The organism is Anaerococcus lactolyticus ATCC 51172 (assembly GCF_000156575.1).
Lineage (GTDB): Bacteria > Bacillota > Clostridia > Tissierellales > Peptoniphilaceae > Anaerococcus > Anaerococcus lactolyticus.
The window spans coordinates 402,254-429,201 of the sequence record NZ_GG666044.1; the positions used below are offsets into that span (position 1 = coordinate 402,254).

A 26,948-nucleotide genomic window follows, 5' to 3' on the forward strand; every position below is an offset into this window, starting at 1 on the left:
CTACTCCTTATTATTTTTTTCTTTCAACTTGACAGTGAACTTATTTTCACCATCAAAATCCAAGATTAATTCTGAGAATGCTTTTATTTCACTTGTGAGATTCTTCTCACAAATCAAAAAGTAAACATCCTGTTCTATAAGCTTCTTCAAGCTCCTTGCATCAAAGCCCTCATCTTTTGCATATTTGCCGAATTTATCAAAAAATCCACCTGCATAAGATAGGTTTATTTGCCTTTCTGCCAAGGCTTTTTCTAATTCCTTAAAGTTTAAGGAAATAAGCTTATCCAATTTATCATCGTCCAAACGCTTGAGTTTGAAGACATAATCGACATACTTGCCAAAGTCGACGTCGAGTTTCTCTTTGGCACTTTCATCGCCATCTTCCACAGTCATAGTTAAAACTACAATAGAATTTTTAAGGTTGATATCACGTCCCTTATTATCCTTGATAGTTCCATCTTGAACGATTTGTAAAACTAGGTTTTGAACCTCGAAATGTGCGTTTTCAATATTTTCAAAAACCAAAACACTATAAGGCTTTGTCCTTAGTGCCTGGGTCAAAACTCCTCCAAATTCGTAACCAACATAACCTGGTGGCGCTCCAATTAATTTTGTAATTGATGACTTGTCAGTAAATTCGCTCATGTCAAAGCTTAGTAGGGACTTATCACCCTCATAAAGGTAGTCTGCCAAAAGTTTGGCTATATAAGACTTACCCGAAGATGATGGACCTGTAACAATAAAGCTTAAGACTGGCTTACTTCTCTCAAAAAGTCCACCTTCAGCTATGATATAGGTATTGATAATCTTATCAATCATATCATCGCCACCTACGAATTCTTCCTTGAGTTTTTCTCTTACGATATTTATAGAATCAAGTTTGTCGTATTGGAGTTTGGACTTTGGCATCCCACTCATCTTTGAAATAATATCCTTAACCTCAGATACACCGACCTTGGTTCTTAACGGATAAAATTCGCCTTGATTTTCTATTTTCTTTAGTTTTTCGCTTACATTGTCTTTTAGACTTACAAACTTATCAAGATTTTCAAAGTCTCTCTTATCCTTAGCTTCTTCTATCTCAAAGCCTATGATGTCGATTTCTCTTTCAAGCTTGACAATAGTTTCTTGTCTTTCTTTTTCTTTATTATATAAGTCAGTTTTTTTCTCGAGTTCTTTTTCGAGTTCTTTGATTTTTTCTTCTTTTTCCTTAGACCTATGGTTCGATAGGCTGTCTTTTTCGTTCTTTAAGGCGATGTTTTCCATTTCGAGCTGGATAATTTTCCTGTGGAGCTCATCTAACTCTTCTGGCTTTTGATCTCTTGCCATCTTAACCTGGGCACAGGCCTCGTCTATAACGTCAATAGCTACATCTGGGAGTTTTCTTTCTGTCAAAAACCTCTTTGATAACTTCACTGCCTCTGTAAGCGCAGGGTCAGTTATCTTGATCATGTGGTGGTTTTCATACTTAGATTTAATTCCCCTCATGATGGCTATGGTAGTTTCTATACTTGGCTCCTCGATTAATATCTTTTGGAAACGCCTATCAAGAGCCTTGTCCACCTCTATATACTTTCTGTATTCTTCGATGGTTGTAGCACCTATTGTTAAAATATCGCCTCTTGCAAGCATCGGCTTTAGCATATTTGCTGTATCCATAGTCCCACTTGCAGATCCAGAGCCTATTATGTTGTGGATTTCATCTATAAATAGAATTATCCTACCCTTAGAATCCTTAATTATCTCAAGGATTTTCTTAAGTCTCTCCTCAAAATCTCCCCTATATTTAGCACCTGCAACGAGGGATGTCATATCTAGGGAGAAAATTATCTTATCTTTTAAATCATCTGGTACGTCACCAGCTACTATCCTCTGGACAATACCTTCAACTATGGCAGTTTTACCAACCCCCGCATCCCCGATTAAGACCGGATTGTTTTTTATCCTTCTAGATAAAATCCTGATGGCGGTTCTGGTTTCCTCTTCCCTGCCAATAACAGGGTCAAGCCTTCCTTCGATGGCTTCCTTGGTGAGGACTGTCCCGTATTTTTCAAGGTTTATTATAGTTTCTTGGTCGACGCCCTTTAGTAGGTATTCATTAAATTTCTTAGCAACAAGTTCATTGAAATTTTTATAAGTAAGCCCATGAGTCGCTGCAAGTTTTGCAGTCGGCATATCAGCTTCTCTCAAAAGAGCGAGCATCAGGTGTTCAGTCTTAATTTTTTCTTCAAACTGGTTTCTAGAAATTTCTTCTGCTATCAAAAGGGCTCTTTGGTAGGACCTAGATGTGTAAAGGGATGAAATCCCCTTGGCTGACCTCAGTTTGGTCAGAGCATTTTCTGTATCATCCAAAACATCTTGGTAGATTACCTTCAATTCCTTGAAATATGTCCTTATTAATTTTTCCTCTAAGGTCAAAATCGCATAGAAAATGTGAAGGTCAGATACCTCTACGTTATTTTTTCTGATGGCAACCTTATTGGCTTCTTTAATAATTTCCACAGAAGATTGTGAATACTTACTTATATCCATATTTACCTATCCTAACACCATATATATTAGGTGGGCAGCAATACCTGCTCCGAGTCCTCCTATAGTATGGCACAAAATTGCATTACCTGTCATTTCTTTTGTCTCTAGGGCATCCATCATGGCTATGTGAGTTGATAAATAGCCTGACCAGCACATACAAATTGATGTAAATACTGCTATGTCGTTTGCTGTCACTATGCCTCTGCCAGACATATCTGCTACAATACCAATGGCTGCTCCAGCTGAGCCTAGGGCTGTGATTGGTACAGCTATGGCTTCTGGTGAGTTAAAACCAAAAAGTGGGTTGATGAGGAAGGCAAGTTTTTCGCCTATCATTGGTAATATTGCAATTCCTTGGTTGGCTTCGCCTGTATAACCGTTAGCTCCTGCTCCATTTGTAAGCATGACTACTATGGTACAAATAAGGCAAACGCCTGGGATTATTGCAACACCCATGTCTACTCCGACCTTACCACCGTCTAGGAAGGCTGTTATAAACCTAGCCCCTGCAGATCCTTCTCTGACTTTTCTATAGCCATCTGGCACATTTGCTGCTCCCTTGGTTTCAACCATTTCTTCTGTGCCGTAATATTTTTTGGTCCTAGAAATCATTAGTCTAACTGATATGATAGAACCAACTACAGCACCAACGAGTCCGACAAGGGCGCCCTTCATAGCATTATCAACAGGTAGGGCCATCATAGATGTAACTGTGATAAGTCCCATACCAAAGGAAGTTCCTAGGTTGGTTAGGGCTGGCATCTGATATTTTTTGAAATATTTTCTAAAGTTATCGTCAGCTGCAAGTGTTAGTATGGCTGGGTTATCAGACATAAAACAATTTAGCATACCAAGAGAAGATGCACCTGGTAGGTCGTATATAGGCTTCATTATCTTTGAAACTAGCCTGTTTACTAGGGCAATAACGCCAAATTCTGAAAATATAGCAGATATACCACCTGCTAAAACTGCAACGGCCATCAAATATAGGCAGACATTCATCAAAAGGTCGTATGATGTGAGCATCATTGTCTTGATCATGTTTGTCCCGCCCATTATAGAACCCATATAGATAAAGAGGCCTAGAAAAGCTGCCAGAAATATAAATACCTCTGGGCCAACATCTTTCTTTATGGTTTTGTCCATTTTTAATTCGTCTCTTATTTCTTCTAATTCTTCCATTTAATCATCCTTAACAAGATAAATCTTTATTTTTTTCAAATGCTTTAACTAAAAATATCCGAAAGAATCGGACATTTTTAGTTTTATGCACCTGTTAATTAAACTTAGTTTAATTTTTTATTTACTTAGCTCCTGGGTAGAATTTAGGATCATTGAAGAATTCATCAACGAGTTCTCTAATTTCACCACTTAAGATAATCATACCAACCATGTTGGTAAATACTACTAATCCTAGGGTTGCATCAAGAAATACTCCTGCGTTATCAAATGATACAAATCCACCTAGAAGGATCATAGCACATGCTATAAATCTAACTATCTTACCTACTGTTGTACCAAATAAGTATTCACCTTGTTTTTCAGCGTAGAATACGATTACTATAATTGTAGAAAGTACAAATAGGAAGAGTGAAACTGCGATTATTGCTGTACCGATTTGACCGAAAGCAGAGTTAAATGCTCTTTCAACTCCGATATCTTTCATGTCTGGGTTTTGCCATAGACCTGTTGTTAATACAACAAGGGCAGATATTGTACAAACTATAACTGTATCAGCGATAACTTCGAAGATACCCCACATACCTTGACGGCATGGATGGTCAGTAACAGCTGTAGCGTGTGCGTATGGAGCAGAACCCATACCAGCTTCGTTAGAGTAGCATCCTCTAGCTGCACCGGCTTTGATTAATGCTGAGATACCTGCACCAGCAACACCACCACCGATAGCTCTTGGGTTAAATGCGCCAACAAAGATTTCTTTGAAAGCTGCTGGAACTTGGTCGATGTGCATGATTATAACAAGAAGACCTGCTATGATATAAACAGCTGCCATTAATGGAACCATTTTTTCTGTTACTTGAGCGATTCTCTTGATACCACCGTAAGCAACTAATACTACTAGAATAGTAATAACAACTGCGCCTACTAGACGGCTTAGACCTAATTGTTCAAGTGGGCCTACTGCTGAAATTGTTTGTAGGGTAATTGATGGAAGAATTTCAATCATGAAGAAGAAAGAAACTAAGAATCCCATTATCTTACCAAGAGTACCACCTATACCTTTTTTGAATGTATAAGATGGACCACCTACGAATTCACCATCAGCGTTTTTCTCACGGTATTTAATACCTAGTACGATTTCTGCAAATTTTGTACCTTGTCCGATAAGAGCTGCTATCCACATCCAGAAAACTGCTCCTGGACCTGCTGTAAAGATAATAGATGGAGCTACTACTATGTTAGCTGCACCTATTGATGAAGCAAGGGCTGCTGATGCTGCTTGGAATGGTGAAACTGAACCTTCGCCGCCAACATCAGATTTAAACATCTTTCCAAACGTTTGCTTAAGTACGAAAGGAAGGTATTTTATTTGAACAAATCCCATTCTGAATGAGATTAAAAGACCACCACCTAATAATACTATAAGGATAGGCCATCCCCAGAACCAACCTGTCAGTTTTGATATAATATCTAATATTGCTTGCATAATAATTCCTTTTTAATTTTATGGAGCCTTGGCCAAAAGGTTTCCTCTTAGACTAAAGAAGATTTTCAAGAATCTAAGTTTACTTCCTAAGGCCAGCCCCATCCTTGTATTTTTTTATAGTCTAGTTTAAAAAACTAGCAAAGGGTTGCATACATAACTGCTTTTATAGTATGCATTCTGTTTTCTGCTTCTTCAAATACTAATGATTGTGCGCTTTCAAATACTTCGTCAGTAACTTCTATTGATTCCATACCATATTTTTCAAATATTTCTTGTCCAACTTTTGTTCCTTTATCGTGGAATGATGGTAAGCAGTGTAGGAAGATAGCTTCTTTATCTGCATTAGCCATAACTTCTTTTGTTACTTGGTATGGTTTAAGAATCTTAATTCTCTTTTCCCATTCTTCTTTTGGTTCACCCATTGATACCCAAACGTCAGTGTAGATTACGTTAGCGTCTTTGCTTGCTGCGTCTACATCTTCAGTAAGTGTAACTGTTGAGAAGTTTTCAGCTGCGATCTTTTCGCATTCTTTAACTAGCCATTCTTCTGGGAATAATTCTTTTGGAGCGCATGCTACAAAGTCAACACCAAGTTTAGCACAAACTACCATTAGAGAGTTTGCCATGTTGTTTCTAGCATCGCCGAAATATACAAATTTGAGTCCTTTTAGACGACCAAAATGTTCTTCGATTGTTAGCATATCAGCTAGCATTTGTGTTGGGTGCCATTGGTCTGTTAGACCGTTCCATACTGGAACACCTGAGTATTTAGCAAGATCTTCAACGTGTTCTTGTTTAAATCCTCTAAATTCGATACCATCATACATTCTACCAAGAACTCTAGCAGTATCAGCTACAGATTCTTTGTGGCCGATTTGAGATCCTGTTGGATCAAGATATGTTACGCCCATACCAAGGTCATAACCTGCTACTTCAAATGAACATCTTGTTCTTGTAGATGTTTTTTCGAATATAATAGCAATATTTTTACCTTCTAGGTATCTATGAGGAACGCCTGCTCTCTTCATGTCTTTGAAGTTTTTAGATAGGTCTAATAAGTATCTAATGTCCTCTGTTGAAAAATCAAGTAATTTTAAAAATGATTTTCCTCTGAAATTTTTTGCCATAATAATCTCTCCTTTATTATTTTTTGTTACCAATAAAATTTTATAGTAACGATTTCACACTTATATAATATCACACATTTTAATAATTGTTGGGACAAATCCAGCCTTATTTTTTGTCAGAAATTTAAAAACGCCAAGACTTTGACTTTTTTTGTCAAGTTTTGACGTTTTTTTGCAAGGCAAACGTTTTTATTCCTGCTTATAAATATTTTTTTAAATATCTTGAAATAAAAATAATAATAAATATTATATAATAAGGAGGATTTTTCTTATGGGAAAAAAATATGTTACACTACAGGATTCGTTTTCATCGTCTATGAACGAATCGAACCTCATCAGTTTTGATATCCAATCTGATGATGGCAAAACTCTGCCACTGATGCATAAACATAGTAGATTTTTATATATCCTAGAGGGTGAAGGCAAAATCAAAATCCAGGATAGGGTCTACAAGATGGCTCCCGGTACAGTTATATCAATCCTTCCTTGGCAAACTTCAGAAATCATCGAGGTAGAAAAGAAAATTTCCTACTACCTTTTAGTATATAATTTCAACCTTATAAATATCTATATTAAAAGCCAACTAAATCTTAACAAAGAAGACGTTGACTTTATTAAATGTCTTTATTCAAACGAGTCTGCCCTCTATGACCTTGAGGCTATCGAAAAAATCGAAGATATTTTTGAGGATATCAGAAATGAAGTAGGTGTTCATTCCTTAAACCTAATCATCCACACCAAACAAAAATTCTCAACTATCTATCTTATGTGCAAGATTACTGAACTATTGATTACCTACATGAGATATGTAGACGACAGCGATACCTTTGGAGAATCAATCGCTGCCAAGCCAGAAAATATTTTTATGTATATGTTTTTAAATTCATCTAAAGACATAAGTCTCGAAGTCTTATCAAAAATTTTTCTTATGTCTGAATCTGCAATAAGCCAGTATATCAAAGATGTCACAAACCTTGGTTTTCTTGATATTCTCCATGAAATCAGGATTTATAAGGCAAAATTTTTACTAATCCATACCTCTATGACCCTCAAAGAAATAGCTAAGGCAGTCCATTATTCAGACCCAGCCCAACTTTCAAAAGTTTTTCAATCCAAACAGTCTATAGGTACCAAAGACTTTAGGAAGCTTAACCAGCTTATAGAAGGTGATGCAACTTTCACCTTTAAGCCTGAGGACTTAAAACTTATCGACTATGTGAACGAAAATTTTGCAAGTGATATAGACATAATGGAGGTCGCAAAGAGTTTTGACCTGACCCCACGAAATATCAACAAAATTTTTGTTTATTTTATGGAGCAAAACTTCTACTCCTACCTCCACCAAGTTAGGGTCCACGCCGCCTGTGACCTTTTAGTAAACACAGACGACCCAATTGCTGATATAGCCATAAATGTCGGCTACAATTCAACAAAGACCCTCCTTAGAAATTTTTTAAAACACGTTGGTATGACCCCATCAGAATTTAGAAGTAACCACCAAGCTGATAAGAAAAACCACACTTATTAAACTTGTAATCCGCCCCTTAACTAGATGATAAAGCACTCAGGGGCGTTTTTTTATTTCAACTTATTCTTTTTCTATTTTGTTTATATCTTTAAGATCAATTATCCTATCTGAAACAACTTCAACTAGGTCCTTATTATGAGAAATAAATAAAATTCCAAGCTTGTGTTTTTTAGCAAAGTGGATTAAAAGGTGGCAAATCTGAGCCTGGGTGATGGAATCAAGCATTGTTGTTACCTCATCTGCAATTAAGTATTTAGTTTCTCTTCCTAATACCCTTGCTAGGCAGACTCTTTGGAGTTCTCCACCAGATAATTCTGTTGGAAACTTCTTCAAAAACGAATCCTCTATCCCAAATTTTTCCTTTACATCTTCGTCAACCTGCCAGCCCTCGTTTAAAATTTTCTCCACCTTCCACCTAATATTTACATTTTTTTCTGGTGCCTGGTGGACCATTTGCACTGGCAAAAATCCCCTAAGATCATTTATATCCTTGCCATCAACTGTGACACTTCCTCTTTGTGCTTTGATATAACCTGCCATTAATTTCCCGAGTGTCGATTTACCATAACCCGATGGAGCCATAAGGCCCAATACTTCTCCAGGATTTAAGTCAAAGCTTATATCTTTTAAAATTTGAACTTTCCCATCGTAGGAAAAGCTTAAGTTTTCTACTTTTAGCATAGCCCCTCTACCTCTTCCTTGCTTAGTAAAGTAAGCCCGTTTTCAGGTAGGGCCTTAATTAACATGCGTGAGTAAGGATTTTTTAAGTCTTCTCCGCCATTTGAAAAAGCTTCTACTGGTGAGACCTCTATAATCCTTCCATCATAAAAAATTGCAATCCTATCTGCTAGGGCTAGGGCCATGTTTATATCGTGGCTTATGATTAAAGATGTCTTGCCAGCCGCCTTTAGGTCTTTGAAATAAGCAATTATCTCATCTGTCGCCTTTTTATCCATGCCTGGTGTTGGCTCGTCAGCAATGATTAGCTCTGCACCAGAAAGAAAAGCATCTGCAACCAAGACCCTTCTTGCCATGCCTCCAGATAATTCAAAGGGATACATCTTGTCAACTTCCTTGCCAAGTCCGAAGTTCCTATAGACTTCTTCTTGCCTCTTATAATCGCTCCTTTTTAAGGTCAACCTCGCCTGTTTGGCAGTTTTTAGGAGGGGGTTAAGGGAATTAATTGTTTGGGGAATAAAGAAAATTTCCTTACCCCTTACTTTTTCCAGGAGGTTTTCGTCTAAAACTTTCCCCTTATAGCAGACCTCCCCCTCATAAAAACCATTATAGGGCAAAAGACCAAGAATGGCGTGAGCGAGGAGGCTCTTACCAGACCCACTCGCTCCAAATACTGCCATTATCTCACCTTTTTTTAAATCTAATTCTAAATTTCTAACCACATCTAGCCTACGTCTTTCAAGGCCCTTTTGGTATTGAAAAAATGAAATATTTAGATTTTTTATTTCTAATATGTTCATAAAATCACCTATGATAAGAATATGGATCGAGCAAGCGACCTAAATTCTCCCCTAGTAAATTTATAGCGTAGACTACCAAACATAGGAGAAGTCCCGGGAAAAACGCTAAGTACCAGTGGCCTTGGAGTAAATATTTCATCGACTCTGATAGGATAATTCCTATAGATGGGGTCGACAAAGACAAACCAAAACCCAAAAAGCTTATGGCAGATTCGTGTAAGATTGCGTGGGGAAATAAAAGTATTAGCCCCACGATCATCTGCCCTGCTATATGAGGTAGGATGTGGTGGATAAAGATAAAAACCTTTGACTTGCCGAGAGTTTTTGATATCTTTATATAATTTTCATTTTTTAATTCTAAGATTTCTCCCCTAAGAAGTCTTGTAAGGCTAGTCCAGTGAGTTAGGGCAATGCCTAGGATGACTCCCTTGGCACCCCTGCCAGTTGATACTGATATTAGAATCAGCAGCATCATGTGGGGGATGGATAAAAATATATCTATGATGAAATTTACCATCTTATCTATGCTTTTATTGCCCAAGCTTAAGGTTAGGGAAAAAATTGAGGCTATTAAGAGAGAAGATAAACTTCCAATAATGCCTATATAAATCGAGTTTGAAAGGCCCTTAATTGTTCTAAGGGCCATGTCCCTCCCACTGGCGTCTGTGCCAAATAAGTGGTCTAGGCTTGGTGCCTTTAACTTATTGGCAAAATCAACCGCCAAGGTGTCATCGTTTATCATAGAGCCTTTTATAAAAATGAAGGAGAGAAAGGCAAGAGCGATAAAGATTAAAAGGAGGGTTTTTTTTCTAAGGCTAAGGCCCCTTTCCTCAACTCTTTGTGAGTGGGACCTGGTAATATTTTTTGTATATAAATTATTTTCGAGTTTCATCCATCCTCCTTAATCTCGGATCAATGACTAGATATAGGATGTCACAAATCCTATTACCCAAGTAAACAAAGACAGAGGAAAATAAAACCAAACCCAACAAAAGTGGTGCATCACCCCTAAGACCTGCTTGTACTGTAAGATTGCCTATGCCAGGATAGTTAAAGACATTTTCAACAAGAACTGTTCCCGAGAAGAGTTCTGAAAATGACGTAAACAAAAGGCTTAGACCTGGTAAAACTAGGTTTTTAAAGGCGAATTTATTGAGAATTTGACTTTTTTTCATACCTCTAGCCTTAGCATAGAGGACGTAATCTGAATTTAAGATGTCAATTACCTTGCTTCTTGTATGTAGGATTAGATTTGAAACTCCAACTAAAATCAAAGTAAGGGCTGGGAGTACTAAGTGTTTTAAGGTATCAACAAAGGTGATATCTGCTTTTAAAACGCCAACAGGCGAGCCCATAGATGATGGAAAAATTTTTAATTTCAAAGAAAATACAATAATTAATAAAATCCCCACCCAAAAACTTGGTGTTGATGCAAAAATAATAGCATAGGCTTTTATAATTTTATCCTTAAGCCTGCCGGCATTTGCCCCTGAAACAATTCCAAGACCAATACCAACTAACCCTTGAAAAATCCATGCTAGGGCCATTAACAAAATAGATCTTGAAAAACCTTCTCTGATTATATCTATAACTGCCCTACCATAAATGTTAGATACACCCAAATCTCCCCTAATTAGATGCTTAACCCAAGAAAAAAACCTAATCATAAGGGGCTGATCTAGCCCCCATTGTTTGATTAATTCTTGTTTTTGACTTGGGCTTAGGCCTATAGACTTAGCCCTTGCAAAACTTGCAACGGGGTCTATAGGCGATAAGTCCAGGAGAAGAAAGGATATAAAACTAACAGCGAGGATTAAGAGAAGAAAAAGAAATAATTCTTTTACAATCCTCTTAGTCATCTATTCCCACTTCCAATTTGATATTGAATCTAAAATTGTGAAGCGAGAGCTGTGAGGTTCTATCTTAGTTTGGCCGATTTCTAGACCGTCTCTTACCATGTAAACGTGATTTTCATTTACAAGCCATACCCATGGACAATCACCTAGGTGAGAAAAACCAGTTTGGCCATCCCATTGGGCTTTCTTGAAATAGTCATAGAAATCATCTAGGTTGCCAGATGACAATCCCTTATCAAAATACTCATCTACTTTTGGATTTGAGTAGAAGTTTGTGTTATAAAAATCATAAGCTCTGTACTTGCTTGAATAAGAATAGTACATATCAAGTGGGTCATAACCACCCCAACCAAATAAAACTGCTTGGTCGTACATGTGTGGCATTACAAAGTCCCAATCACCGAACTTAGTTTCTATTTCAATACCGATTTGACGGGCTTTTTCTGCAAAATAAACTGCAAGATTTTCCCTGTCTTTATAAGCGTAATAAAGATCAAATTTAGCCTTTATACCGTCTTTTTCTCTTATACCATCAGCGCCTTCCTTCCAACCAGCTTCATCAAGCATTTTTTTAGCTCCTTCGATGTCGCCATCGTGAATTTCTGCTGTTTCTTCGTTGTACCAAGGAAGGTTATCTGCGATTGATGTAGCCTTTGTAGCTTCACCATTTAAAACGTCTTTTATTATCTCATTCCTATCCATGGCTATGTTTAGAGCTTTTCTGATAGCTATATCGCATGTTACATTGTTTCCAATAGGAGAGCCTGGTGCGATTGATTTATCATCAGTAACCTTGCCTTCGTTTGGAACATAAGGAAGAGAAATACCTCTATTGTCAATTGTCTTGATACTAATTGGGTGGAAGCCTTCGATTTTCATATCCTTAGCTGTGTAAGGAACTCTGATAAGATCGCAAACTCCCTCGCTTGCTGTAGCAAGAGCTTGGTCATCATCCTTGAAGAATAAGAAGGTGATTTTCTTAAATGGACATTTTGGACCATGGTAATTTTCGTTTGGTTTAACGATCATTTCTTGGCCTTTTTTCCATTCTACAAGCTCGAAAGGTCCACTAGAAAGTGGTTTTTCACCATAAGAATCATTGTAATAATTTTTAGAAACTATACCTAGAGATGCAAGTGTAGATGTGAATGAGATGTCTGGTTTTTCTAGAACTAAATCTATTGTCTTATCATCTACAACTTTAGCTTCTTTAAATCTTTCTAGGTTTATGCCTGCTGCCGCTTCTTTCTTGGCTGTATTATAAGTAAAGGCAACATCTTCTGCTGTAAGTGGTGAACCGTCAGCAAATTTTAGCCCGTCTTTTAATTTAACTGTATAAGTTTTGTTGTCTACTGAAAGCTTATAAGAATCTGCTAGGTCATTTTCTATATGAAGGTTCACGTCACGTTTTAATAAAGCTGAGTGGAAGATCATAGAACTTGAATGTGAAGATTCAAATATTGGGTTAAATCCCTTTTCTGGTTCGTGGCCAATACCCAAAACCAATTCGTCTTTTGGTTTTTCTTTAGTTTTCTCTTCGGTTTTACCTGTCTCTTGACTTTCTGTCTTTACTTCTTCCTTGGCTTCTTCTTTTTTCTCGCCAGACCCACTACCACAAGCAGTTAGGGCGAAAACTAGAGCCATCAGACCAAATAATTTCTTTACTTGTTTGTTCATACATTCTCCTTAATTTTTAATAAGCCACATTCCAACACCTATAAGCTCCCGGGTCTAATTTTCGATACAAAAAAAGGCATAGAAATATCCCTTGGGGAATTTCTATACCTTCATAGTATAATTTAAAATTAAAGCTAGTACCTACTAATCAAGCTATTTCTATAGCCAAGTCGCCTACTGGCAACCCCTGATAAAAGCCTATATATTTTTTTCAAGCTCTTCTAGAGCTAGACTTATTAATTTTTTCATAGAATAATCGCTAACTCCTACAATTACATTATCATCATGAAGGAAGGGTATCAAGATTCTTTTTGCTCTTGATACAGAAACAGCTTCAGCCATTTTACTCGTAATTTCTCCACACATAGAATTTGTAAGTAGGATTCCAATAGGTCCAATAATTATATCAGCCTTGTGCGAATTTACTATAAGGGCGTTTTCACCTGTAGCAGCACGGCTTGCCCCAGCCTTTAGCATGGCAGATGTGGCATGGGAATTTGTCCCTACGCAAGTTATATCTAAATCTTTATGCTTTTCTCTTATAGATCCCACAATTTGCTTGCCAAGACCTCCGCCTTGGGCGTCAATAACCAATACATTCATATTAACCTCTATTCTATTGATACCATTATAACATAAAAACTTTATTTTTAAAAAGAAATTTTTTTACAAATAAATTCTAAGCAAAATTTTAAACACTTTTTGTCCCTTTGTGATTTTTCCAATAGAAAAAGGACCACGCAGGTCCCTTCCCAATAGAAAAGAATAAGTTAGTCCTAGTTTTCATAAGGGAAAACTATAAGGAATTAATAATGAAAAACCTAGCTATTTTATAGCTGCTTATATTATAACACAATTTTCGACTTATGCAAACTATTTCACAGAAAATTATTCTTTTGCATTTTTTGAATATTTTTATATTTTCCTGACGTTTTCCTATTTTTCCTCGTTAGAAACTTTCTCTACATCATCTTTCTTACCAATAATAACTATAAGATCGTTCTTTTCAATTTCGGTGTGTGGACCCGGATTTATTATTGTTTGACCACCTCTTTCAAAGGCAACAACATTTAGATTGTATTTATTTCTAAAATCCAATTCCAATAGGTTTTTGCCTACCCAAGCCTTGTGGACTCTCACTTCTGCAAGAGAAAATTCCTTGGAAAACTCTATAAATTCAAGGAGGTTTGAACCAGCGATTACCCTGGCAAGTCTTTCCCCACTATCAAGTTCTGGGAAAATTATCTTATCAGCTCCAATTTTTTCTAAAATCCTCTCGTGGGTTACGGTTGTAGCCTTGGCGACAACTGAAGTTATGCCTGCATCCTTGCATAGCAAGGTAGCTTCGATACTAGCTTCGATGTTGGAGCCTGTCGCTATTACTGCTATATCAAAATTTTTTATACCCAAATCTCTCATGGCTTCTTCATCTGTCATGTCAGCCTGAGCTGCATAGGTAACTTGGTCTGCTACCCTTTGTACCTTAGTATAGTCCCTATCCACAGCCAATACTTCCACGCCTTTTTCAAATAATTTTTTGGCAAGGGCTGAGCCAAACCTGCCAAGACCAAGTACTAATACATTTTTATTTTTCATATTTTCTCCTTAACCTATACTTATTAAACTTTCTGGATACCTGATTAAGCTCTTCTTAGCCTTCATACCAAAGGCGAAGGCCATGGTCATTGGTCCAAGCCTACCAATATACATACAAAATGTAATTAAAATTTTTCCTAAGCATGATAAATGTGGGGTTATTCCCTTACTTGCTCCAACTGTCGCAAGAGCTGATACAGTTTCGTATAAAATATCTACAAGGGGCGCACTTTCTGTAATTGTAAGCATAAAGCTTACTGATATTACAATCACTATGGAAACCAAAAAGATTGCTAAGGCCTTTCTCACAATTTCTGTGCCTATGTGCCTACCAAAGACAACCGGCTCGCTCTCGCCCCTTACAACTGCGTGAGTTGATAGGAAAAGTACACCGAGTGTTGTTGTCTTAATTCCACCTGCTGTAGATCCAGGAGAACCTCCAACAAACATCAATCCCATGAGCATAAGGGCTGTAGAATCCTTAATTTGCGATAGGTCTACAGAATAAAAACCCGCAGTTCTTGCCACAACTGATTGGAAGAAGGACTCTAAAATCGATCCCTTTAGGCTCTCATATTGGAGAACCCCGTCCTCACTTTCCAAAAATAGGAACATAAGGGTACCTAAAATCAAAAGGAAGGCTGTGATAGAAAGTACAAGCTTAGAGTGGGTAGACATTTTCTTAAATGACCTCCTCCTAAAAAGTTCACTTGTCACTACAAAACCCAAACCTCCCACAATTACAAGGGCAGAAAGGGTGAAATTTACTAACAAATCATCCCTAAAAGGATAGATTGAATCACCCAAAATATCAAAGCCTGCATTACAAAAGGCTGAAATTGAGTGGAAAATCGAGTACCAAAGTCCCGTGCCAACCCCATACAATGGGATAAATTTAAAAGACAAAACCATAGCGCCTAGGATTTCTGTAGCGAAAGTGAAAACCAAAACGTATTTAAAAAGCACAATCATGCCCTCAAGGCTATCAACATTTAGCTGCTCTTTCAAAACTTGTCTGGACTTCATCCCGATTTTCTTACCCAAAATAAGGGGGATAAAAGAAGCCAAACTCATTACCCCCAAGCCTCCAATTTGGATTAGGGTAATGATTAAGACATGGCCGTATGTATTCCAGTGTTCGAGAGTGTTTACTGGTGTAAGACCTGTTACACAAGAAGCGCTCGCTGCTACAAACATAGAATCAACAAGGGCAGTCGCTTCGCCGCTTTTTGTAAAAAATGGTAGGGACAGCAAAATCCCACCTATAGAAATAAGAATAGCAAAACCCAAACTCAAAACCATAGGTGGGTTTAAGCTTATCTTATTGAAAATTTTATTGATAAAACTTTTGTTCATTATGACTCCTATAATTATTACCTGTAGAAAAATCTTACCCTCTTAAATCCTAAGGTCAAAGGCTAAGTGCTAATGAATACCTTTAGGAAGAATTTTTAACAAAATTTTAAAGTATAATATTATTCAAAGGAGAATTTATGAAGAAATTACTAATTACAATGGCAATTATTTTGGGGATTTTTATTCCAAATTTTTCCCATGCAGATGAATTTAAAGAAATATCAATAGATGCAAGCATCGATGAAAAGGGTGTCGGTCACATAGACGAAACTTGGAAAATAGACGAAACCAACGAAGATTATACAGAAAGATACAAAACCATTAACAACCTCAAAGGCTTAAAAATTGAGGACTTTAACCTCACTGCCTTTGGCAAAAAATTTGAACCTATAGAACCTTGGGATACTGACCTTTCTTTTGAAGAAAAGGCCTACAAGAAGGGGATCATAAAGAGAGGCGACGATGAGGTCGAGCTTTGTTGGGGGATTTCAAACTACGCTGACAACGCCTACAAGCTATCCTACAAAATAAATCCTCTAGCAATCGGATTAAAGGATGCTGATATGGTGTTTTATACCTTTGTCGGAGATAATTTTGACCCTGAACCAGAAAAAGTCAAGGTCAAAATCAAGGGTTACAAGCCTTTTAAAGACATAAAATTTTGGGCCTTTGGTCTTAAGGGTGCCATCCACGAGGAAAATGGGGAAATTATCCTAGAATCAACCGGAGATATAAACTACACAACAGTCATGGTCAAATTCCCAAAGGGGACTTTTGCCACTTCCTACAGGGAAAATAAAAATTTCGAAGACTATGCCAACCAAGCAGTTAAGGGATCCAAATGGGAAGAAAATGAAGGAAGAGCTTACAAAATTCCTTTGCCAATCTGGGCTAGAGTCCTAATCGGTCTAGCCACTGCCCTTGGCCTAACCGGAATATTTTCCATAATTAGAGCTATCAAACTAAGCTTTGATCCAAAAGCTCTTGCAAATGCAGACGACCTCCCACTTCCAAAAGATTTTAAAAATAAATATTACAGGGGACTTCCATACGAAGGTCACATAGAAAACCTAGCCTACCTCATCAAACAAATCCCTATCATAGGTAGCGACCTTGGTGCAGCTTACATGAACGCCTTCATCCTAAAATGGGCCATGGAAGGCCATATCGACCTTGGAGATAGTGAGCCAAGATTTTTACAAGCCCAAGCCATAAAAATCATCTCAAGACCAGAAGACATGGGCCCTATAGAGGCAAGTTTATTTGATATGCTTTATAAGGCAAGCCTTAGGAAAAATGACGGAATGCTCACCGACTCCGACTTTTCGAAATATCTAAAAGCAAAGAAGGATGACCTAGATAATATCTACGACAAACTTGAAGATGAATCTATCAAGGCCCTAAAAGCTGAAGCCTACATCGAAGACTACGAATTTGAAAAAACCTTCCTATCTTCCAAGAGAACTGGCAAGGAACTAAGGATTACAAACAAGGGACTTAAACTTTATGAAAATATTTTAGGCTTTAAATCATATTTGAGAGACTATGGCGAAGAGGGAACAAAATCCCCAGAAGAGATAAAAAATTGGAAGAATTATTTAATCTATTCCATCCTTCTAAATGTAGATGAGAATTTCAAAAACTTTGTAGATGAAAACTACAATGGGGAACCATACTTCATCTACCACCCATATTTCTTCACCAATGCAGGGGCTTACTCAAAATCCATCAACCAATCCTATGCAAGTGCCACAGGATTTTCTAACGCAGGATTTGGAGGCCAAACTTCCGTTGGTGGAGGTGGCGGATCCTTCGGTGGAGGTGGAGGAGGAGGAAGGTAAATCTTATCCAAGATAAGTTATTTATTCTCTATCAATCCGAGATTAAATCCATCTTTTAAATAATTAATTTATTTACTATTGAATCTTCGTAAAAAGGGGACCCCTGGGGAACGTTTCGTCGCTCTTGGCCGCTAGGGCAGGATGTTCCCTCATCGGGTCCCCTTTAAAACCCCTTCCGTTACCCCCTCCGGGCGACCACTCTCGTGGGACAAGGAGTTTGTCTTCGGCAAACGTGTTGGTATAGCAGAGCCCTTGTTTTAGTAAATTATTTTCCAAACTTTTTAAAATCCAAAGCCTCCTAAAAATTGCAATCTCGTCTGACTTGTGTTTTTATTTGGAAATTAGTTCACAGTATTTATTGTTTTTTTATATTCGAAAAAAGCTTTCAGTGCAACGCTCTCGGCCGCTAGGGCAGGCTCTTGACGGAGTCTTAGCATTTTAAAATACTCGGCCTTTGGATTTTTGGTTTCTTCGTTTGAAAATAAACGCTAATCTAGCAAAGTTTGGCAAAGCCAAACAAGCCCAGCAAAATCTGGAACTTCGAAACTAATTCTCCCATCTATCGGGCAAAGATTTCTAATAAAAAGCCCCGTCAAGAAAACTGATTGTTTGAGGCGAAGCCGAGTTATCAGTTTTTAGGGGCTTGTATATTAGAAATCTATGGGGATATACGACCACTAATACAATGACGTTCTCTCTACTAAAAAAAGCTTGCCCAAAAGGCAAGCTTCTATATCCGCACTCCGCACAAGGAGCCGCTCGGGGGTGTAGCCGAGAGGGGTTTAAGGGGAGGCGTGTGAGGGACCCTGCGGAAGGTCCCTTGGGCCTCCCCTTTGAACGGAGGGGTCATGTAAATGACCTTAATTATTTTTAAGATACAGTTAATCTCGGATTAACGAAAAAAAGATGATATTCTAGTAATCTTTTTATTACAGACGCTCTTACTCATCGCGTCTTTCATAAAAAATCACATAAGGTTTTTCATAAATTTCTACTGCGGTGCTTTGCACCTTGAGAAATTTTGAAAACCGCAAAAACTTTGCCTACAAAGTTTTTACTACCATTATCTCGGATAGACCCTAAACAAATAGCATTGCTCCTGGACCTAGTGGGATTTTTACTAGCATCCAAATTATTAATAAGATTGTCCAGAAGATTAAGAATGCTATCGAGTATGGTAGCATGGTTGAGATTAGGGTTCCTAGTCCCCTGTCTTTGTCGTATTTTTGCATGAAGATTACTATCATTGCAAAATAATTCATTAGTGGGCTTATGATGTTGGTTGATGAGTCGGCTATCCTGTATGCCATTTGGCTTAGTTCTGGGGAAAGTCCCATGTTCATAAACATTGGCACAAAGATTGGTGCCATGATTGCCCATTTGGCTGAGGCTGATCCTATGAAGAGGTTGATGAAGGCTGATAGGATGATAAAGAGGATTACTAATGGTACTCCTGTTAATTTTATCGATTCTAAAAACTCAGCTCCCTTTACAGATAGGATTGTACCGAGGTTGGTATAGGCGAAAAATGATACGAATTGGGCCGCGAAAAATGCTAGTACCAAAAATCCGCTCATTGATTCCATTGACTTGGTCATGGCTCCTATTAGGTCTTTTGAATCCTTAAATTTGCCTGTTGTCCTTCCGAAAACATAGCCCGGAATTAGGAACATAAATAAGATTGCTCCTACTAAGCCCTTGCCCAAAAAGGCGTCTAAGGTCATCTTGCCTTGGGCATTTGCTTCCCTTAAGATAGCATTTTCTGGTACCATTAAAATCGCCATAACTATAGCAAAGACTAAAAAACCTATTATGGCATTTCTAAGTCCCTTTTTCTCTAGGTCAGTTAGGGGTTTATCTTCGTGGACATAGGCTCCCTTATATTCTCCAAGGTTTGGAATTACAATTTTTTCTGTAACCACGCTTGCTACTAAAGTTAAAACAAAGGTAGAAACTATTAGGAAATACCAGTTGCCTGAAGCATCTACTGTATAGGAAATATTTGCTGCCCTTAGGGCCTCGTTTGTGATTCCACCCAGCATGACATCTGTTGGCCCAAAAATTAGGTTGGCAGAAAATCCACCAGATACACCTGCAAAAGCTGCAGCCAGACCTGCTATTGGATGTTTGCCAGCTGAGGCGAAAATCATTGCCCCGAGAGGTATTACCACAACATAACCCGCATCAGATGCTATATTTGATACGATTCCTGTAAAGACAACAGCTCCTGTAAGGATCATTGGTGGCACATTTGAAAGCATCTTCTTTAGACCAGCATCAAAAAATCCCGCATCTTCAGCCACACCTACACCAAGCATAGCAACTAAAACTACACCGAGAGGTGCGAAGGATGTGAAGTTTGGAACTAGGGATGAAAACATATAACGAATGCCTTCAGCGTTTAAAAGGCTCACAGCCTCTATAGTAGTTTCAGCTTCGGCTTTTGCATCATAGTAGGATACAGAAAGGCCAGCTGATACACATATTTGCGCAATCACAGCGAGGATTGCAATCATTATTACAAAAATTATAGCAGGATGGGGCAGGGCGTTGCCGATTTTTTCAATCTTAGCCAGGATCCCACCTGTTTTTTTATTCTTAGACATAAGTCCTCCTTTTTTATTAAATTCTTATATATTCTAAGTTTTAAAAACTATCTTAAAAAATTAGTACCTTTCTAATATACGATTTTTTTCAATCAAATTCACCTAAAATATTTCAAAACTTATCTAAAACCTTTCTTTACCGACCGTTTGTCGCCGAATTTTGACCTTTTATCCGAAAATGAATGCATTAGTTGGATCTAGGCTTTATAATAAAATCAGGAGGTAGGGATGAAAGTTGACATAATAATTGATGGAACAATCGACGAAACCCAGGTGAAAATATTTGCCAAGGAATATTCAAAAGAAATCGAAACCATAAAGGATTTGCTGGCTGACAGGTTAATTGACAAGCTTGTGGCCTTTCGTGATAAGGAGGTTTTTATCCTCTCTCACGAAGAAATTATAAGAATTTTTGCCCAAGATAAGAGTGTTTTTATAAAAACAAAGAACGGAACTTTTTCATCAAGACTTACTGTTTCTGAATTGGATAAGAGGCTTGATAAGAAAAAATTTATAAGGATATCTCGTTCAGATATTGTAAATCTTGACTTTGTGAAAAAACTCGACCTTTCCTTTACAGGAACAATAGCAGTCGAGCTTACAAATGGTGATGTAGCCTACGTTTCTAGGCGAAATTTAAAAGAATTTAGGAGGGCCTTGGGCCTATAAGGAGGAGTAATGAAAAATTTTAAAGATTTATTAGGTGGATTTTTGGTAGGTGTAGGTATAGGCGCCTTAATCGAGGCAGTTTTATCTATGATAATTAAGGAAAATATAGTTGGGGTTTCTGGATTTGTGGCAAGCCAAGCACCTGGTTATGCAAAAATCATTCAATGCTTGGTCTATGGTGGCTTTGGCATTGTTTCAGTCCTAATGGCGAATATTTTTAAAAACAAGAATAGGGCAACCTATTTAAGTCATTCCATCCACTTTTGTGCAATGATTATCTATTTTATCTGTGCAGGCCTTTACCTAAGGTGGTTTGAATATAATTTAAGCCTAGTAATTTCAATCATCCTCTTTGTTGGAGTTTATTTATTAATCTCTTTCGCTTGTTATATTTACGAAAAAAATATGATAGGCCAAATCAATAAAAAATTATAAGCAGGTAAAAATGGTCCCAAATCCGGGACCATTTTTTTAAAATTCCTTGGCCTTATAGATTCCAGCTGAAATTTTAAAGGAAATAAAACTTAATAAAATTGTTAGAATTAGAAGGCCTAGGGCCAAGATATTTTTATTCAAACTCACACCAAAATTTATCAAGTCTAAAAGTTTCTCTTTGTTTGCCCCAAAATATGAAAAGCTTCCAAAGATTATAAAATAAAATAGGACGAAAATCATCCTGGACTTTTCTTCTCCAAACTTATACATGAGGGGTAGTTGGACTAGGGCTATGAAGTTTGAGAAAAAAAGGACGCTTGCACAGTAAAGGGCGAGGGGCATTTTTACTCTGTAGCCAACAATTAGGCTTATGATAAAGGCAAAGATGGAAAGAATCCAAACAAAGGAATACCTTGATCCGACGATTTTTTCCTTGCCAATCCCTGTTGAAATCAAATACTTATCAATGTGGCTTTCTGCGTCAACTCCAAATAGGATTCCCAAAAGTATGGTTGGAAGCAAGATAAAGGTCAAAGGAAAAAGTGACAGTTGACCTTCCTTATTAAAAATAAAGGCAATGGCAACCATGATTACTGTCATCAGCCCAATTGATGATTTTGTTGTTGTTAAATCCTTATATATCAAGGCTTTCATTGTAGGCCTCCTTTATCATATAGACCATAATGTCTTCTATAGATGGTTTTTGCATTTCTAAACCTGCTGGCATTTTTTCTCTTCTTACCAAACATTCCCTACCAAATTGGTGCTTTCTCACACCTACAAGGGCAGATTTATCTAGGCTTTCAAATTCTTCATCTCCCAAGGAAACAAGGCCATATTTTTCACTTAGGCCGTCTTTTTCTTCGTTAAAAATTAGCTCGCCCTTGTGGATAAAGGCAATGTAGTCGGCAATTTTTTCTAGGTCTGACAAAATATGGGAAGAAATCAAAACTGTGTGGTCCTCATCTTGGATAAAATCTAGGAGGATATCCAGAAAATCATCCCTCACAACTGGATCAAGACCACTTGTAGGCTCATCTAAGATTAGGATTTCTGCCCCATGGCTCATAGCGAGGGCAAGGCCCAATTTCATTTTCATTCCTCTCGAGAAAGTCTTTATAGGAATATTAGTTGGAAGAGCAAATTTTTCTACAAATTCATAAAAAGTTCCTTTTTCCCAATGGTCCTTATAAAGCAATGAGTGCATTTTCTCGATTTCACAGGCCTTCATAGACCCCGGCAAAAATAAGTCATCAAAGACAAAACCGATTTCATACTTATCGTCAACAGACAAGTCTTTTATGTCCTTGCCAAAAATTTCTATTGCCCCACCGTCTCTGCCAATTACATCCAAAATAAGCTTGATGGTGGTAGATTTTCCTGCCCCATTTTCGCCAATAAAACCTGTTATAGTTCCCTTTTTGATCCCTAAATCGACAGGGCCCAGCCTAAAATTGCCGAAAGATTTCACTAGATTTTTTATTTTTATCGCATCAGTCATCACTTTCCTCCAATACATCAACTAGGGCGAGGATCTCTTCCTTGGAAATATCGCCCAACTTGCAAAGCTTGATGACTTCCCTGATATGGTCTTCGATTTTCACCATGAGTTTTTCCTTGACCATTTGAGGGTCCTGGCTTTTGATAAAATTGCCCTTGCCCGGAACAGAATTGATTAATCCGTCCTTTTCTAGTTCGTCATAGGCCCTCTTGGTTGTAATCACGCTCACCCTAAGCTCCTTAGCAAGGAGCCTTATGGAAGGCAGAGGCTTGTCTATATCAAGTTTGTCATCTAAGATTGCATCCCTAATTTGATTTTTGATTTGTAAATATATCGGATCTTTACTCGAGTAATTTATTTTTATGTCCATATATCCTCCATCTGTATATAGTGTATATTAACAGTTATAATTTGTCAAGACTTTTTTATAAACTGATAATTAAAAATACCCCTTTTACTTTAAAATAAGCAAAAGGGGCATCTTATATATTTATCTTTTATGATCAATCTTATTTTAAAACGCCCAATTTCCGTCCTTAAATATTGGATAGGCTTTTTCATTTTTGTAGCCGATTATTTCTAAGTCCTTATCGCCAACCATGAAGTCTTCGTGGATTAGAGAATCATTTATGCCTATAGACTTAACTTCGCTATCGTCAAGGTCGGCCCCACCTTCAACGCAGGTTGGATATGCCTTGCCCAAAGCAAAGTGGCAGGAGGCATTTTCGTCAAAAAGGGTATTGTAAAATAAAATATTTGAATTTGAAATTGGGCTATCATAAGGAACAAGAGCAATTTCGCCAAGATTTTTTGAGCCCTCGTCAGACTCTAACATCTTCTTTAGGGTGTCCTTGCCTTCCTTGGCATCAAAATCAATTACCACCCCATCCTTGAAGGTAAATTCAAAGTGGTTTATAACTACACCGTTGTAAACAAGAGGTTTTGTAGCCACAAGCTTACCGTCAACACCATCGTATTGAGGAGCTGTGAAGACTTCCTCAGTTGGCATATTTGGAATAAACCTGTCGCCCTTTGCGTTTTTAGATCCAGCAGACATCCAAATGTGATTTTTAGGTAATTTCACCTTTAAATCTGTACCATTAGCTGATTTGTAATGAACATATTCAAATTGGTGGCTATTTAAAAATTCTGCCTTATCATCGAGGGTCTTAAGGTGGTCCTCCCAATTTTTCTTAGTTTCTTCCCAAGAATCAGAAACCCTACAAACATCAAGGATAACTTCCCAAAGCCTTTGGCAAGCTTCCTCGCCCTTAAGGTCTGGAAATACTTTTTCTGCCCATTTTACAGATGGAACTGAAATTACAAGCCAAGACACAATATCATTCATAGTATATTTTACAAAGTCCTTTAGCTTTAGGGAGCGAGCCTTAACAGCCTCAGAAATCTTTGTCTCATCAAGTCCCTTAAGTAGATCTGGGTCTTCAGAAACAATAGAAATCCTATTTGACCTCTTCTCAGCGATTTGGTAGCGAGATTTCTCCACAAGCCAGTCAGGCACTTCATTTAAAGTATCCTGGCTCTCATATTCATAAGATAGTCTAGTAAGAGTATCATCAACCCAATTTATAGAAACCTTCCTGGCCCCCTTCTCATAAGCTGCCTTAGTCATAAGTCGAGCTAATTCTGGTGACTCAACAGGAGAAGAAATCAAAACATCTTCGCCCTCTCTAACATTAACACCAAACTCAACAGCAAGTCTGGCAAAATTTTCTATTCTTTTTTGCATATTTCCTCCCAATGTAAAGCATTTATTACATTATACTCTTAATTTTAGGCTAATAGTCTTTTACTAAACATACAAAGTGATATAATAGTTAGTAGTTAAAAGTAAAATTTTAAGAAATGTAATCTTTTTGCTAATAGCGCTCCTTCTCTCGACTAAGCTCGAGATAAAATTCGTCGCGTCACCAGCAAAAAATTACATGAGGTTTTTCATAAATTTCTACTGCGGTGCTTTGCACCTCGAGAAATTTTGAAAACCGTAAAAACTTTGCAAACTGAAGCCCTATCCCGATTTGATGAAATCAGATTGCAGGGAGGGCTGATGTTTTAGTGAAAATTTTATTCAAAATTCACTAAGTGAATTTTGTAAGGAAAGTAATCTTTTTAGAATCAATGCTCCTTTTCGTCGTATCGATTCTAAAAAATTACATAAGGTTCTACACCAATCTATCTTTGCAACTTTCGTTGCTTGATATATTGTGTAGACCATAAATTTTTGCTAACAAAAATTTTATTACCATTAAGGAGGAAAAAATGAAAAAAAGATGTGATGTTGACCCAAAAGAAACTTGGGCCATTGAAGACCTTTACGCTTCTGATGAAGCTTTTTATGCTGATATTGAAAAATTAGCCGGAATGGCTTCTGATTTTAAAGAAAAATATGCTAAACTTGAGACAAGCGAGGATGTTTATAATTCTCTTGAAGCCTATTCAGATATAATTTCTTTAACTGATGGCCTTGGTACTTTTTCAGGTATTTCTAAGGAAACAGATGCCACAGACGATGCCATGGCTAAAAGAGATGCTAAGTTTGGTAGCGAGGCTGCAAAGATTTTTGCAAATCTTTCTTTCTACGAATCTGCCCTTGTCAAAGTTGACAGCAAGATTCTAGATGAAGTTATCAAAAACCACCCTGGTTATGCCTACTACCTCCAAAGAGTAAAAGACAAGGCAAAATATTTACTAGATGAAAAGACCGAAGCAGCCCTAGCTGCCCTTGCACCTACCTTTGACGCTCCATATACCAACTACAATGACATGAGATATGGAGATATGAAATTTGAAAATATCAACCACAATGGCAAGGAAGTTGTCCTTAACCACAACACTTTCGAAGAATTTCTAGAAGGTGAAACTGACACAGAACTAAGAAGAAAAGCCTTTGCTGACTACCACAAGGTTTTAGGAGCTTACCAAAATGCAGATGCTTCTGTTTATAACAACCTTATCCAAAACGAAAAGATAATGGCAGATTTACGTGGCTATGACTCAGTATTTCACTATTTACTAGCTCGCCAAGACGTAGATTTTGATATTTACGAAAACCATATTGACATAATTATGGAAAAACTTGCCCCAATTATGAGAAAATATGCGACCATCATCAGAAACCACTACGGCCTAGACGAAATGACCTACGCTGATTTAAAACTTTCCATTGACCCAGACTATGAACCACAAGTTTCCATAGAAGAAGCAAGAGACTATATAGTTGACGGCCTATCTCCACTCGGAGAAAACTATATCGGCTACATGAAACAAGCCTTTGCTGACAGGTGGATAGACTATTCACAAAATATTGGTAAGAGAACAGGCGCCTTCTGCTCCTCACCTTACCCATCCCACCCATTCATCATGACAACCTACAACCATTCCATGAGCCAAGTCATGACCCTTGCCCACGAACTAGGCCACGCCGGCCAAGGCATCTTGTCAAACGCTAACCAAAACGCCCTCTCATGCGATATGTCCATGTACTTCGTCGAAGCTCCATCAACAGCCAACGAAATCACCATGGAAAGATATCTATTGAAAAAAGCCAAAGATGACAGGGAAAAACTTTGGGTCCTATCAACAATGATTGGCAAAACCTACTACCACAACTTTGTAACCCACTACCTCGAAGCAGCCTTCCAAAGAGAAGTCTATAGAAGAGTCGAAAAAGGCGAAAGCCTCTCAGCAGCAGATTTTAATCAAATCTTCAAAGAAAAACTAGAAAAATTCTGGGGCGACGCTGTAATCTTAAATGAAGGAGCAGAACTCACCTGGATGAGACAACCACACTACTACATGGGACTATATTCCTTCACCTACCAAGCAGGTCTTACAATAGGTACAGCCATCTCAGAAAAAATAGTCCACGGCACAGAAGAAGACAGAAAACAGTGGCTAGAAGTCCTAAAACTAGGCGGATCCATGGGCCCAATAGACTTAGCAAAAGCAGCTGGCGTAGACATGACAAGTACAAAACCAATAGAAGACGCAATAGCCTTCATCGGCCAAATTGTTGATCAAATAGATGAACTTTTGAAAAAACTAAATATGTATAAATAAT

General features: G+C 37.7%; 22 protein-coding genes. 5 read left to right on the forward strand and 17 right to left on the reverse strand.

Features of this window, described 5'->3' with window-relative positions; all coding sequences use genetic code 11:
• The 4 genes from HMPREF0072_RS01860 to argF form a co-directional block, all read right to left on the reverse strand.
• On the reverse strand, window positions 1–2,532 hold the full coding sequence (locus HMPREF0072_RS01860; protein ID WP_004827068.1) for an ATP-dependent Clp protease ATP-binding subunit: 2,532 nt from the start codon (window positions 2,530–2,532) through the stop codon (window positions 1–3).
• A gap of 6 nt (window positions 2,533–2,538) precedes the next feature.
• Window positions 2,539–3,714 carry a CD0519/CD1768 family membrane protein gene (locus HMPREF0072_RS01865; protein WP_004827070.1) on the reverse strand — a complete coding sequence of 392 codons (1,176 nt, stop codon included), beginning with the start codon at window positions 3,712–3,714 and terminating at the stop codon, window positions 2,539–2,541.
• 121 nt (window positions 3,715–3,835) lie between these two features.
• Window positions 3,836–5,200 (reverse strand): alanine/glycine:cation symporter family protein, encoded by a 1,365-nt coding sequence (locus HMPREF0072_RS01870; RefSeq protein ID WP_004827072.1) that lies wholly within the window; start codon window positions 5,198–5,200, stop codon window positions 3,836–3,838.
• Window positions 5,201–5,334: 134 nt separating this feature from the next.
• Window positions 5,335–6,327 (reverse strand): ornithine carbamoyltransferase, encoded by a 993-nt coding sequence (gene argF / locus HMPREF0072_RS01875; protein WP_039930956.1) that lies wholly within the window; start codon window positions 6,325–6,327, stop codon window positions 5,335–5,337.
• A gap of 271 nt (window positions 6,328–6,598) precedes the next feature.
• On the opposite strand from argF, the gene HMPREF0072_RS01880 reads away from it, so the two are divergent.
• Window positions 6,599–7,855 (forward strand): AraC family transcriptional regulator, encoded by a 1,257-nt coding sequence (locus tag HMPREF0072_RS01880; protein WP_004827079.1) that lies wholly within the window; start codon window positions 6,599–6,601, stop codon window positions 7,853–7,855.
• A 60-nt stretch (window positions 7,856–7,915) separates the two neighbouring features.
• Here HMPREF0072_RS01880 and HMPREF0072_RS01885 read toward each other — a convergent pair whose 3' ends face one another.
• The 8 genes from HMPREF0072_RS01885 to HMPREF0072_RS01920 form a co-directional block, all read right to left on the reverse strand.
• Entirely contained in the window at window positions 7,916–8,536 is a 621-nt protein-coding gene (locus HMPREF0072_RS01885) for an ABC transporter ATP-binding protein (protein ID WP_004827081.1), read from the reverse strand.
• Complete coding sequence (locus tag HMPREF0072_RS01890) at window positions 8,530–9,333, reverse strand: ATP-binding cassette domain-containing protein (RefSeq protein ID WP_004827082.1); 804 nt, start codon at window positions 9,331–9,333, stop codon at window positions 8,530–8,532. The genes HMPREF0072_RS01885 and HMPREF0072_RS01890 overlap by 7 nt, the downstream gene beginning before the upstream one ends.
• Before the next feature lie 4 nt (window positions 9,334–9,337).
• Complete coding sequence (locus HMPREF0072_RS01895; RefSeq protein ID WP_004827084.1) at window positions 9,338–10,225, reverse strand: ABC transporter permease; 888 nt, start codon at window positions 10,223–10,225, stop codon at window positions 9,338–9,340.
• Window positions 10,209–11,192, reverse strand: coding sequence for an ABC transporter permease (locus tag HMPREF0072_RS01900; RefSeq protein WP_004827087.1), 984 nt, complete (start codon window positions 11,190–11,192; stop codon window positions 10,209–10,211). The genes HMPREF0072_RS01895 and HMPREF0072_RS01900 overlap by 17 nt, the downstream gene beginning before the upstream one ends.
• Entirely contained in the window at window positions 11,193–12,866 is a 1,674-nt protein-coding gene (locus tag HMPREF0072_RS01905; RefSeq protein WP_004827090.1) for an ABC transporter substrate-binding protein, read from the reverse strand.
• Between the two features lie 198 nt (window positions 12,867–13,064).
• Complete coding sequence (locus tag HMPREF0072_RS01910; protein ID WP_004827091.1) at window positions 13,065–13,469, reverse strand: DUF3842 family protein; 405 nt, start codon at window positions 13,467–13,469, stop codon at window positions 13,065–13,067.
• 333 nt (window positions 13,470–13,802) lie between these two features.
• Entirely contained in the window at window positions 13,803–14,462 is a 660-nt protein-coding gene (locus HMPREF0072_RS01915; RefSeq protein WP_004827095.1) for a potassium channel family protein, read from the reverse strand.
• Window positions 14,463–14,471: 9 nt separating this feature from the next.
• Window positions 14,472–15,818 carry a TrkH family potassium uptake protein gene (locus tag HMPREF0072_RS01920; protein WP_004827096.1) on the reverse strand — a complete coding sequence of 449 codons (1,347 nt, stop codon included), beginning with the start codon at window positions 15,816–15,818 and terminating at the stop codon, window positions 14,472–14,474.
• A gap of 137 nt (window positions 15,819–15,955) precedes the next feature.
• Between HMPREF0072_RS01920 and HMPREF0072_RS01925 the strand changes: the two genes are divergently transcribed.
• Complete coding sequence (locus tag HMPREF0072_RS01925; RefSeq protein ID WP_004827099.1) at window positions 15,956–17,659, forward strand: DUF2207 family protein; 1,704 nt, start codon at window positions 15,956–15,958, stop codon at window positions 17,657–17,659.
• A 1,079-nt stretch (window positions 17,660–18,738) separates the two neighbouring features.
• Here the strand turns inward: HMPREF0072_RS01925 and HMPREF0072_RS01935 are convergent.
• Window positions 18,739–20,265, reverse strand: a complete 1,527-nt coding sequence (locus HMPREF0072_RS01935; protein WP_004827105.1) for an AbgT family transporter — start codon at window positions 20,263–20,265, stop codon at window positions 18,739–18,741.
• A gap of 228 nt (window positions 20,266–20,493) precedes the next feature.
• Here HMPREF0072_RS01935 and HMPREF0072_RS01940 point away from each other — a divergent pair, with 228 nt between their 5' ends.
• Window positions 20,494–20,934 (forward strand): LytTR family DNA-binding domain-containing protein, encoded by a 441-nt coding sequence (locus HMPREF0072_RS01940; protein WP_004827106.1) that lies wholly within the window; start codon window positions 20,494–20,496, stop codon window positions 20,932–20,934.
• Between the two features lie 9 nt (window positions 20,935–20,943).
• Window positions 20,944–21,369: a DUF3021 domain-containing protein gene (locus HMPREF0072_RS01945; protein ID WP_004827108.1), complete on the forward strand. Its 426-nt coding sequence runs from the start codon at window positions 20,944–20,946 to the stop codon at window positions 21,367–21,369.
• Between the two features lie 36 nt (window positions 21,370–21,405).
• On the opposite strand, the gene HMPREF0072_RS01950 is transcribed toward HMPREF0072_RS01945, so the two are convergent.
• The 4 genes from HMPREF0072_RS01950 to HMPREF0072_RS01965 all read right to left on the reverse strand — a co-directional run bounded on the left by HMPREF0072_RS01950 (window position 21,406) and on the right by HMPREF0072_RS01965 (window position 24,617).
• Window positions 21,406–22,023: an ABC-2 transporter permease gene (locus tag HMPREF0072_RS01950; protein ID WP_004827109.1), complete on the reverse strand. Its 618-nt coding sequence runs from the start codon at window positions 22,021–22,023 to the stop codon at window positions 21,406–21,408.
• On the reverse strand, window positions 22,004–22,870 hold the full coding sequence (locus HMPREF0072_RS01955; protein WP_004827111.1) for an ABC transporter ATP-binding protein: 867 nt from the start codon (window positions 22,868–22,870) through the stop codon (window positions 22,004–22,006). The genes HMPREF0072_RS01950 and HMPREF0072_RS01955 overlap by 20 nt, the downstream gene beginning before the upstream one ends.
• On the reverse strand, window positions 22,863–23,240 hold the full coding sequence (locus HMPREF0072_RS01960; RefSeq protein WP_004827114.1) for a GntR family transcriptional regulator: 378 nt from the start codon (window positions 23,238–23,240) through the stop codon (window positions 22,863–22,865). The genes HMPREF0072_RS01955 and HMPREF0072_RS01960 overlap by 8 nt, the downstream gene beginning before the upstream one ends.
• 144 nt (window positions 23,241–23,384) lie before the next feature.
• Window positions 23,385–24,617, reverse strand: a complete 1,233-nt coding sequence (locus HMPREF0072_RS01965; protein ID WP_004827115.1) for an aminopeptidase — start codon at window positions 24,615–24,617, stop codon at window positions 23,385–23,387.
• A gap of 530 nt (window positions 24,618–25,147) precedes the next feature.
• Between HMPREF0072_RS01965 and pepF the strand changes: the two genes are divergently transcribed.
• Window positions 25,148–26,947 (forward strand): oligoendopeptidase F, encoded by a 1,800-nt coding sequence (pepF, locus tag HMPREF0072_RS01970; RefSeq protein ID WP_004827117.1) that lies wholly within the window; start codon window positions 25,148–25,150, stop codon window positions 26,945–26,947.
• Window position 26,948: the final 1 nt, after the last annotated feature.

Excerpts from the sequence above, each read along its gene's own strand:
- HMPREF0072_RS01860 (WP_004827068.1), bottom strand. The coding sequence starts at position 2,532 with ATGGATATAAGTAAGTATTCACAATCTTCTGTGGAAATTATTAAAGAA.
- HMPREF0072_RS01865 (WP_004827070.1), bottom strand. The coding sequence starts at position 3,714 with ATGGAAGAATTAGAAGAAATAAGAGACGAATTAAAAATGGACAAAACC.
- HMPREF0072_RS01870 (WP_004827072.1), bottom strand. The coding sequence starts at position 5,200 with ATGCAAGCAATATTAGATATTATATCAAAACTGACAGGTTGGTTCTGG.
- argF (WP_039930956.1), bottom strand. The coding sequence starts at position 6,327 with ATGGCAAAAAATTTCAGAGGAAAATCATTTTTAAAATTACTTGATTTT.
- HMPREF0072_RS01880 (WP_004827079.1), top strand. The coding sequence starts at position 6,599 with ATGGGAAAAAAATATGTTACACTACAGGATTCGTTTTCATCGTCTATG.
- HMPREF0072_RS01885 (WP_004827081.1), bottom strand. The coding sequence starts at position 8,536 with ATGCTAAAAGTAGAAAACTTAAGCTTTTCCTACGATGGGAAAGTTCAA.
- HMPREF0072_RS01890 (WP_004827082.1), bottom strand. The coding sequence starts at position 9,333 with ATGAACATATTAGAAATAAAAAATCTAAATATTTCATTTTTTCAATAC.
- HMPREF0072_RS01895 (WP_004827084.1), bottom strand. The coding sequence starts at position 10,225 with ATGAAACTCGAAAATAATTTATATACAAAAAATATTACCAGGTCCCAC.
- HMPREF0072_RS01900 (WP_004827087.1), bottom strand. The coding sequence starts at position 11,192 with ATGACTAAGAGGATTGTAAAAGAATTATTTCTTTTTCTTCTCTTAATC.
- HMPREF0072_RS01905 (WP_004827090.1), bottom strand. The coding sequence starts at position 12,866 with ATGAACAAACAAGTAAAGAAATTATTTGGTCTGATGGCTCTAGTTTTC.
- HMPREF0072_RS01910 (WP_004827091.1), bottom strand. The coding sequence starts at position 13,469 with ATGAATGTATTGGTTATTGACGCCCAAGGCGGAGGTCTTGGCAAGCAA.
- HMPREF0072_RS01915 (WP_004827095.1), bottom strand. The coding sequence starts at position 14,462 with ATGAAAAATAAAAATGTATTAGTACTTGGTCTTGGCAGGTTTGGCTCA.
- HMPREF0072_RS01920 (WP_004827096.1), bottom strand. The coding sequence starts at position 15,818 with ATGAACAAAAGTTTTATCAATAAAATTTTCAATAAGATAAGCTTAAAC.
- HMPREF0072_RS01925 (WP_004827099.1), top strand. The coding sequence starts at position 15,956 with ATGAAGAAATTACTAATTACAATGGCAATTATTTTGGGGATTTTTATT.
- HMPREF0072_RS01935 (WP_004827105.1), bottom strand. The coding sequence starts at position 20,265 with ATGTCTAAGAATAAAAAAACAGGTGGGATCCTGGCTAAGATTGAAAAA.
- HMPREF0072_RS01940 (WP_004827106.1), top strand. The coding sequence starts at position 20,494 with ATGAAAGTTGACATAATAATTGATGGAACAATCGACGAAACCCAGGTG.
- HMPREF0072_RS01945 (WP_004827108.1), top strand. The coding sequence starts at position 20,944 with ATGAAAAATTTTAAAGATTTATTAGGTGGATTTTTGGTAGGTGTAGGT.
- HMPREF0072_RS01950 (WP_004827109.1), bottom strand. The coding sequence starts at position 22,023 with ATGAAAGCCTTGATATATAAGGATTTAACAACAACAAAATCATCAATT.
- HMPREF0072_RS01955 (WP_004827111.1), bottom strand. The coding sequence starts at position 22,870 with ATGACTGATGCGATAAAAATAAAAAATCTAGTGAAATCTTTCGGCAAT.
- HMPREF0072_RS01960 (WP_004827114.1), bottom strand. The coding sequence starts at position 23,240 with ATGGACATAAAAATAAATTACTCGAGTAAAGATCCGATATATTTACAA.
- HMPREF0072_RS01965 (WP_004827115.1), bottom strand. The coding sequence starts at position 24,617 with ATGCAAAAAAGAATAGAAAATTTTGCCAGACTTGCTGTTGAGTTTGGT.
- pepF (WP_004827117.1), top strand. The coding sequence starts at position 25,148 with ATGAAAAAAAGATGTGATGTTGACCCAAAAGAAACTTGGGCCATTGAA.